The sequence below is a fragment of the Streptomyces sp. NPDC020747 genome, assembly GCF_044334695.1.
Classification (GTDB): domain Bacteria; phylum Actinomycetota; class Actinomycetes; order Streptomycetales; family Streptomycetaceae; genus Streptomyces.
In genome coordinates, this window is the sequence record NZ_JBIRTJ010000045.1 from 1 (window position 1) to 8,274 (window position 8,274).

General features: G+C 68.6%; 11 protein-coding genes and 2 pseudogenes. 7 read left to right on the top strand and 6 right to left on the bottom strand.

Annotated elements, in window-relative coordinates; all coding sequences use genetic code 11:
• A pseudogene (locus tag ACH4YP_RS47880) lies at positions 1 to 95 on the bottom strand (IS5/IS1182 family transposase); the annotation flags it as partial.
• A gap of 761 nt (positions 96 to 856) precedes the next feature.
• Here ACH4YP_RS47880 and ACH4YP_RS47885 point away from each other — a divergent pair.
• The 4 genes and pseudogenes from ACH4YP_RS47885 to ACH4YP_RS47900 all read left to right on the top strand — a co-directional run.
• Positions 857 to 1,558 (top strand): hypothetical protein, encoded by a 702-nt coding sequence (locus tag ACH4YP_RS47885; protein ID WP_398497896.1) that lies wholly within the window; start codon positions 857 to 859, stop codon positions 1,556 to 1,558.
• Positions 1,555 to 2,235, top strand: coding sequence for a DUF4166 domain-containing protein (locus ACH4YP_RS47890; protein WP_398497898.1), 681 nt, complete (start codon positions 1,555 to 1,557; stop codon positions 2,233 to 2,235). Before ACH4YP_RS47885 ends, ACH4YP_RS47890 begins: the two co-directional genes overlap by 4 nt.
• Positions 2,232 to 2,873, top strand: coding sequence for a TetR family transcriptional regulator (locus tag ACH4YP_RS47895; protein WP_398497899.1), 642 nt, complete (start codon positions 2,232 to 2,234; stop codon positions 2,871 to 2,873). The genes ACH4YP_RS47890 and ACH4YP_RS47895 overlap by 4 nt, the downstream gene beginning before the upstream one ends.
• A 195-nt stretch (positions 2,874 to 3,068) precedes the next feature.
• Positions 3,069 to 3,431 (top strand): annotated as a pseudogene (locus ACH4YP_RS47900) (transposase family protein); the annotation flags it as partial.
• 146 nt (positions 3,432 to 3,577) lie between these two features.
• Here the strand turns inward: ACH4YP_RS47900 and ACH4YP_RS47905 are convergent.
• From ACH4YP_RS47905 to ACH4YP_RS47925, 5 genes are all read right to left on the bottom strand, one after another.
• Positions 3,578 to 3,982: a tyrosine-type recombinase/integrase gene (locus ACH4YP_RS47905; protein WP_398497901.1), complete on the bottom strand. Its 405-nt coding sequence runs from the start codon at positions 3,980 to 3,982 to the stop codon at positions 3,578 to 3,580.
• Positions 3,979 to 4,533, bottom strand: a complete 555-nt coding sequence (locus ACH4YP_RS47910) for an ATP-binding protein (RefSeq protein ID WP_398497902.1) — start codon at positions 4,531 to 4,533, stop codon at positions 3,979 to 3,981. Before ACH4YP_RS47910 ends, ACH4YP_RS47905 begins: the two co-directional genes overlap by 4 nt.
• Positions 4,534 to 4,826: 293 nt before the next feature.
• Positions 4,827 to 5,288 (bottom strand): hypothetical protein, encoded by a 462-nt coding sequence (locus ACH4YP_RS47915; RefSeq protein ID WP_398497904.1) that lies wholly within the window; start codon positions 5,286 to 5,288, stop codon positions 4,827 to 4,829.
• Entirely contained in the window at positions 5,285 to 5,602 is a 318-nt protein-coding gene (locus ACH4YP_RS47920) for a hypothetical protein (RefSeq protein ID WP_398497905.1), read from the bottom strand. The genes ACH4YP_RS47915 and ACH4YP_RS47920 overlap by 4 nt, the downstream gene beginning before the upstream one ends.
• A gap of 98 nt (positions 5,603 to 5,700) precedes the next feature.
• Positions 5,701 to 6,114, bottom strand: coding sequence for a hypothetical protein (locus tag ACH4YP_RS47925; protein ID WP_398497907.1), 414 nt, complete (start codon positions 6,112 to 6,114; stop codon positions 5,701 to 5,703).
• Positions 6,115 to 6,264: 150 nt separating this feature from the next.
• On the opposite strand from ACH4YP_RS47925, the gene ACH4YP_RS47930 reads away from it, so the two are divergent.
• The 3 genes from ACH4YP_RS47930 to ACH4YP_RS47940 all read left to right on the top strand — a co-directional run.
• Entirely contained in the window at positions 6,265 to 6,906 is a 642-nt protein-coding gene (locus ACH4YP_RS47930; RefSeq protein ID WP_398497913.1) for a transcriptional regulator, read from the top strand.
• 10 nt (positions 6,907 to 6,916) lie between these two features.
• Positions 6,917 to 7,663 (top strand): ornithine cyclodeaminase family protein, encoded by a 747-nt coding sequence (locus ACH4YP_RS47935; RefSeq protein WP_398497909.1) that lies wholly within the window; start codon positions 6,917 to 6,919, stop codon positions 7,661 to 7,663.
• The coding region (locus ACH4YP_RS47940) for an alanine racemase (RefSeq protein WP_398497911.1) at positions 7,660 to 8,274 on the top strand (615 nt) is incomplete at its 3' end. The genes ACH4YP_RS47935 and ACH4YP_RS47940, both read left to right, overlap by 4 nt.

An 8,274-nucleotide genomic window follows, 5' to 3' on the forward strand; every position in this document is an offset into this window, starting at 1 on the left:
AGCCTGCCGAAGCCGTTCATCCATGCGTGGCTCCGCTCCACGACCCACCTCTTGCCGGCCTGGATCGGTGCGGGCACGCCCTTGCGGGCGATCTCAAACAGGTGCACCAGATGTACCGGGTCGGCGGTCTGCCGGGCCTCGTCCAGTACGCGGTCGCTCCACATCTGGCGCGGGGTGATTCCGGTGTGGTCGAACGCGCGGCGCAGTGCGCAGTGGCTGACGGGCGGGAGGGCGGGGTGGTGCGCTGAGTGCGTCGTCACCAGCAGGTGAGGGTTGGGCGATGCGGGCCACTGGTCACGCCGTTCCTGGAGCCATTCGTCCAGGAGGCGGTGGGTCAGCGTGTCGGGATAGACCGTGTGCAACTGGCCGCGCAAGTCGACTGTGAGGGTTGCGTGGGCAAGGTCGGGAGCGTTCATGCGCAGTTGAGCAATGTCGGTGACCTTGATGGCGTGGACGGCGACGGTGACCAGGCCGACGTTCGCGTGTGAACCGTTACGCCATCTTTTGCCCGTCCGCAGGTTGATGACGATGATTCGGCAGGCTTCCTGACTGCTCACGCCTTGCTGCATGAGCTGGAAGTATGCGGCCCGTTCCTGGTCCAGCTTCTTCGGCCCCTGCCACTGGCGTTCCTTGCGTACTTCGAAGTCCATCGCATCCCCTGGCTGGGGTGTTGCGACGACCACCAGAACTCAAGACCGGCCGGGGGCACTGTCGCGTGCGTGCGCGGTCGTGGGGGAGGGGCGTCCTGAGGGCACGCTCCAACCGGCCCGCCGATCTTCTTGAGCGTTCGCTCAAACTGGTGCTAACTTGCCGTTTGAGCGAGCGCTCAAACCGTGAGAAGGGTGAGGTGGCGGCCATGGGGTTGTACGTGGAGACCGTGATCGACGCCGATATGGAGGTCCTCTGGGAGCGGACCCAGGACCCGGCGCGGCACCAGTCCTGGGACCTGAGGTTCACCTCGATCTCCTACCTGCCCCGCGTCGAGGGAGAGCCGCAGCGCTTTCGCTACGCGACCCGGCTGCTGCCCCTCCTGTGGATCGCCGGCACCGGAGTCAGCGCGGGCGAGCGGCAGCGGTCCGACGGCACGCGCGTCTCGGTGCTGCGCTTCACCTCGGGTCACCCGCTCTCGCTGCTCGCCGAGGGCAGCGGCTACTGGCGCTACGTCCCAGGCCCCACCGGGATCCGCTTCCTGACCGGCTATGACTACTGCCCGCGCTGGGGCCGCTGTGGTGCCGTCGCCGACCGGCTGGTCTTCCGGCCGCTCATGGGCTGGGCCACCGCCTGGTCCTTTGACCGGCTGCGGCTGTGGTGCGAACGTGGGACCCACCCGCGCGCCGCCCTCGCCCGCACCCTCGGGGAGAGCGCCCTGCGCCTGGCCCTGGTCCTCGCCGCCCTGCTCGCCTCTTCCGTCGCCCCGCTCGCCCTCGCGGCGGGCACCGCCGTCCTCGCCGCCCTGCTGCCCCCGCTGCCCGGTACCCCCGCTGCACGCCGCTGTCGACGCACGCCTCCCGGGCGCGTCCGCGCACCCCGGCTGCTCGCCATCCTGGAGTCCTCGTGACCTCGATATTTCACACCCACATGGGCGCCGACTTCGGCCGCCTGCACCCCGAGATCCGGCGGCGCTTCTCCGTCGGGCTCGACAGCGGCGAAGCCTGCGTCGGGCGCGGGACGATGGAGCGGATCCGCCACGGTGCCCCTTTCGTCAAGCCGTTCCTCCGGCTCGGCGGTACGCGCAACATCCTCGTCCCGCGCGAGGGACGCCATGTGCCCTTCGTCATCGAGAACTTCCCCTACGTGGACTCCTTCGGCCGCGAGACCGTCACCTTCGTGCGGACCTTTCAGCTGCCTGACGGCCCCCACCGCTTCGACGCCACGATGGTCTTCAGCCCCGAGCGTGACTGCGTCCTCGACTACCTCGGTACCCACCAGCACCTCGCCAGCGACCTCCACATGAGCGCCGAACCCGACGGCTCGCTCCTCATCCGCTCCGGTGAGCACCGCTTCCGTGAGGGCCCCGTCGACGTTCGCGTTCCGTTCCTGATCGGAGGCGAAGCCGAGGTCCGCGAGTCGTTCGACGAGAGCACCGGCCGCTTCCGGATCCGGGTGCGGGTGACCAACCGGCATTTCGGCCTCCTCTTCGGCTACGAGGGCTCCTTCACCGCCGAGTACGTCGACGCGGGCGGGAGCGGACTCCGCGCCGACCTGCGGCCCGTCCGCGAGGAGGCCCGCGCGTGAGCGCGTCCGGCGGGGCCACTCGCCTCAAACTCCTCGAAGGGGCCCTGCGCACCCTGGTCGAGCAGGGCATCGCCAAGACCTCGGCCCGCTCGATCGCGACCACCGCCGGGGTCAACCAGGCGCTGATCTTCTACCACTTCGGTTCCGTCGACGAGCTCCTCGCCGCTGCCTGCGTGCACGGCGCCGAGCAGCGCGTCTCCCGCTACCGCGAGCGGCTCGCCGCCCTGGAGTCCCTCACGGAACTCCTGACCTTCGCCCGCGCGATGCACGCCGAGGAACGGGCCGCCGGCCAGGTGGCCGTCCTCGGTCAGCTGCTGGCCGCCGGCCAGACCGCTCCCGCCCTTGCGGCCGCGACCTCCGCTGGGCTCGCGCTGTGGATCGAGGAGCTGGAGGCCGTCCTGACCCGGCTACTCGCCGCGACCCCCCTGGCAGCCTTCGCCGACCCCGCTGGCCTGGCCCGTGCTGCGGCCGCCTCCTTCGTCGGCATCGAACTGTACGAGGGCGTCGACCCCGAGGGTGCCGCCCGCGCCCTGGACTCGCTCGAACAGCTCGCCGTCCTCGCTCAGGCCCTGGAAGGACTCGGCCCCCTGTCCCAACGGGCGGTCACCCACCGGCTGCGCCGCCGCACCCGAGACTGACCCGGCGTCGCCTCGCTCGGCCAACGCGGCGCACCCATTGTCGGTGAGCGCAGGCTCGGCCGGACGGGCCAACTGCGGTGCTCAGTGAGCCCCTTCCAACCTCCCGCGTCAGCTGGGCAGTTGGCCTGGCAGACGGGTGAAGCCCCTGGTAGATGGGTTTTCGACCAAGAGAACCGTCTCCACCAGAGGCTTCGCATGCCTATTTACCCGTCCGGCGTCGACGTGTCCAGCTCTGCCCTCCGCTTCCTCGCCGCCCGCCTGAGGGAACGTCGCCACGCTCTCGGCACCCGATGGCGGTGCCTGAGTGCGGGCCGGCAGGCCCTGCTTACGCTCGCTCACCTGCGCAACGGCCAGCCCTATGCCCAGCTCGCAGCCGGTTTCCGGGTCGGCACCACAACCGTCTACCGGTACGTCAACGAGGCCGTCGAGCTCCTGGCCGCCCTCGCCCCCACGCTCGCCGAAGCCATGCGGGCCGCGTCGATGAAGGCGTATCTGATCCTGGACGGGACGCTTCTGCCGATCGACCGGATCGCCGCCGACCGTCCCTTCTACTCGGGCTGTGAGGATGATGGCCGTGTCGTTCCGGTCGTGGCCTGACTCGTACTCTGGCTGGCTGCTGTGCCTTGTGTTTGATCTGTCGGCCCGGCCGGATCGACGTGTACCAGCACCGGGCCGACGGAGCGTGTCCCGATAGGGGCCTTGGCCTAGAAGGGCGTAGGGGCGGCCGCAGGTGTCGAGTTCGACCTTGCGGGTGTCGAAGTGGTCCTCGAATGCGGACCACTCGTCGGTCGTGGCGGGTCGGTATTCGGCCTGAGGCCGCAGATGCCGGCGTTGTCGAGGAACTGCTGGTAGTGGCGGGTTACGTCTTCGTCGAAGACGGCGACGTAGCCGCGGGTGGTCTGCAGACTCAGGTGGCCCAGGAGGGCGGCGCCGATGTGGATGGGGACACCGTTGTTGACGAGGTCGGTCGCAAAGATGTGCCTTGTGGCCGCAGAGGCCGTGTGCGGATGAGCCTGTGTGCGATTGAGCAGGTGCGTCGCTTGGGACACGTTCGCGCTGCATATCGCCGGTCGTGTTGCATTCCGCGAGAGTCTCTGTGATGCGGTCACCCTGTGGGTGGCTGAGGCAGGGCATGGGCGATCGTTGAGCTCACGGTGGCGACGCGGTGAGCCAGGTCGCCGGCAGGGATGTCGATGAGTTCGTAGCCGAACGCGCGGTAGCTCTCTTCGTGGATCTTTTCGAAAGCCAGTGATTCCTGGAAACTGATCCGGCGGGCCGCGGTCGGCTCGCAGAACCCTAGATTGCGGACGAAGAGCACTGTCCGCTCGTAGACCCCTTCCGAGGTGATCCGTTCGAGCTCCGTGGCCAGTGCCGGGGACACCGGCCACCCCAAGTAGGCGGCAAGGGCGTGGGTGCAGACCGGTGACCGGTCGAACACCTGAACAGAGTCGGTGGCCTCCGACTGTCGCTGCCGCTGCAGAGCGACGATGTCGTCGATGAAGGACATCCGTGTCCATGGCTGGTCCTCGCCCAGCGCCTGCGCTCGTGCGATGACCGCCGTTGCCGCCTCCTCGACAACGCCGTAGCCAAGCTCGTCCAGGCACCGCAGGATTGATGTCTTGCCCGCGCCCGGCGTGCCGGTGAGAACGTACCGCCGCATGATCCGAGAACCCTTTCTTGCAGGTCAATACAGGTCCACTGGTCACCGTTTGGGTCTCCGGCGGAGGCAACGAGCCAGTGGAGCCGTGGGGGATGGGGATGGGGGACACAGGTGGATCCTCGAACGGCTGATATGCCGGAGACGCCCCTGATGCCCCAGGCGCTGAGCAAGGCAACCACGGCCAGATTGCTCAACGTCCTTCTTCGTTCCAGTACATCCTGTCGACCGGAGTCTCGGCAACCACCGCTGAGCAAACCGGGTGTCAGAACGAACCGTTCAGGAGTCCAGCCGCATCAACTGCCTGTCCCGATGACGGTGCTTCGCGGTGCGGGCAGACGGCTCACCCTGCTTGCCCCGGCGACGGCGGCGCGGAGCCGGATGATCTCCTCGTGCTGGGCGGCGAGCCGGGCCAGGGCCTGAGTGCGGAAGTCCGTGAGTTCGTCGATCGTCTGTTCCGACTGGGCCAGCCGTTCCCTGAGCTTGATGCTCTCCGTCTTGAGCCGGACGATTTGGGCTTCGCGGGGGTCGGGGATCTCCTCGGCCTGCTGCAGGGCCTGAAGGCGTCGCTCGAACTCAACGCGCAGGTGGGAGTAAGGGCGGGTGCCGTAGAACGCGGTCCGGTCGACTGCAGCCTCGACGGCGAGGGTATTGATGTCGCACTTTCCGCCGGGCGGGATCTCGCCGCGAAGGAGCCGGTCCATGGCGGCCCGGATGCGGTTCTCGTTCTCGTTCCGTTGTGCTGGGGTGATCCTCATGCGGAGTCCTCGTGGAGTTGGTCGAGGGCGGCTGCGTCGATCTCGGCGATGACCCGAAGCGCCCGGTCATAGTCGTTCTGCAGACGGGCGTGTTCTGTCTTGGGCGTCTTGCCCAGGTCGCCGAGGAAGGTTCTCGTCCGTTCGGCGTGCTCGGCCCAGACGGGCCGGTGGCAGGGGTGGTGGGTGGCTTGCCGGCAGCGGGCGGAGTCACACATCCCGGCCAGCGGGCGGTCGGCGGTGGGGGTGCCGGCGAGTTTGAGGCAGAGCGCCCGGGAGGAACGGAACGTCCTTGCGGCCGGTCCCCACGACCCCACCCACCTGCACTGGGCGCGCTTGCCTCGTCGTCAAAAGTTCTCGTAGATCCATGGACCAGTACCGCCCCTTGCCGTCGTCGGGCTCGAAGGCTGCACTCTCACTTCGCTGAGATGGTGCAGTCAACACACCACACACGGCCTGCCCTATAGGCCGATCGGAGCGGCTTCGCCACGATCCCCTCAACACCAGTTCCCTCGAGCGACTCGTACCAGAGCAGGGCCTCGGCCAGGTCGGTGGTCGACCAGACGGCAACGATCGTCGGACCGAGTCCGGCGAGCACGTCCAGGAGGACCTGGCGGCGCTCTGTGTACGGGCGCGGGCGCAGGTCGGGGAAGCCCCCCGCAGAGTGGGCCAGGATGTCGAACACGGAAGCGCACGGGTTCGCGGATTCTTGGAGCGGTCTGCGGGCGAACCCACACGAGGGTCTTGGGTTGGTGCCAGCCACAGTGGCGAGTTCGCGGCGATCAGGAGCAACGGACGGGCCGTGGAAATCCGGCCCCCTGATGCTCACCGCCCCGTCGGCTGAAGGGCCGCTGGACAATCGCCGAGAGGGTTCCTAGACTAATAATCTAGATGCAGAATAGTAGTCTAGTTGGAATCTTCAAGATGGGGCCTCGTGGGACGCGTCGTTGATGGTGTGGAGAGGGCCGAACGCGAGGGCATCGTCACAACGGCCTCGGCCGAGGCAGACGAGCACCTCATCCGTGAGGCCGAGAAGATCGCTGTTGCGCTGGGCCGCATGTTCCCGGGCCTGTGCGAGGTGGTGCTGCACGACCTTCGGGACCCGCAGCACGCGATCCGGGCGATCGAGAACAACCTCTCCGGCCGCGAGGTCGGCGACTCCGTCACAGAGCTGGGCCTGGCTCGCATCGAGGACCCCGGCTACCCCAGCGTCATCCAGAATTACCCCAACCAGTTCCCCGACGGCCGCCCGGCCAAGAGCACGTCCATTGGGATCAAGAACTCCGCCGGCGAGTACATCGCCGCCCTCTGCCTGAACCTCGACGTGTCGGTGCTGTCACCGGTGACGCTCGCTTTGTCGAACCTCGTGGCCACGGACACCGAGCACCGCGAGCAGGCCCTGGAGACCCTGCGGGACCGCAACGCGCGCGAGCTGCGCCAGGCGGTGGAGGAACTGGCCGCGGAGCGCGCCGCGACTCCCCGATCGCTGAGCAGACAGGACAAGAAGGCAGTCGTACGGCAGTTGCACCAGGACGGTTACTTCGACTCGCGTGATGCCGCGCAGACCATCGCGAACCTGCTCGGCGTGTCCCGGGCGACCGTCTACAACTACACCAAGTAAGGGGCACTTCGTGACCGGCGCCGGATCGACCACCGACCCCGTGCCCGCTCCCTCGTCCGGCTCCGGCCCGTCACCGGCCGCGCGCCCTCTGCTGCACATCACCGAGGAGCAGACCGCCGCGCTCGTGGACGAGGACCTGGCCCTGACAGCGGCCCGCGCAGCCTTCGCCGTCGACCTGCTGGCCCGCGCCGGCACCACCACGCTGGCCGTCTTCGGCACCGGCCACCAGGCTGGCTACGAGGTGGCGGCCGTCAGCCGCATCCGGCCCCCCCCCGGTGAGGTCCTGGTTGTGGGACGCACCGCCGAGCATGCCGAGCGTATGGCCGCAGCACTGGCAGCCCAGGGGAATACCGCCCGGAGCGTGGGCGCCGAGGAAGCCTGTACCCGGGCCGATGTGATCGTCACCGCCACGACCGCCCGGGCCGACACTCCGCCGCTGTTCGAAGCTGCGTGGGTCCGCCCCGGTACGCACGTCTCCTGCATGGGTGCCGACGCTCCCGGTAGGCGGGAACTCCCGCCCGAACTGTTCGCCCGCGCCCGTGTCTTCTGTGACCTTCGCGAGCAGGCCCGCCGCATGGGTGAAAGTCGGCATGCCTCGGCCCAGACGGTCCTCATCCCACTCGGCGAGGTCCTCACCCAACGCGCCACGGGACGCACCGACGACAGCGACATCACGGTCTTCGACAGCTCCGGAATCGGCCTGCAGGACTTGTACCTGGGCCTGGCCCTCCTGAAGAAGATGGACATCTCCCTGTGAACAACCCCGCACCCGCGACCAGCCCCAGCGTCGCCCGGACGCTTGCCGATCCCGACACTCCGTTCGCCGTCGTCGACGTCCACAAGGTGCGGCGCAACATCGAGCGACTGGCAGCCAGAGCCGACCGGCTCGGGGTCGCCCTGCGCCCTCACGTGAAGACGGCCAAGAGCCTCGACGTCGCCGCCCTCCTGCACCATGGCACCCCCTGTCCCGTCACGGTCTCTACCCTCGCCGAGGCCGAGACGTTCGCCGACGGCGGCTACACCGACATCACCTACGCCGTCGGTATCGACCCCCACAAACTCCCGCGCGTCCTCAAGCTGCTGCGCCGCGGCGTCACCCTGCGCGTCCTGCTGGACAGCTCCGAGCAGGCGGAGTTCGTCGTCGAAGCCTCCCGCCAGGCGGGCCTTCCAGTCCCCGCTCAGATTGAGATCGACTGCGACGGCCACCGCGGCGGCCTCAAGCCCGGCGCACCCAAGCTCGTCGAGATCGGCCGCATCCTGCATGACGCGGGCTGTCTAGTGCTGTGGCCGCGTTGGTTCGCCGGGTCGGCGGTCGTGGCGGTTGGATGTGCGGTGACGTCCGATCCGATCGCTGGAGGAGCGGTGGCC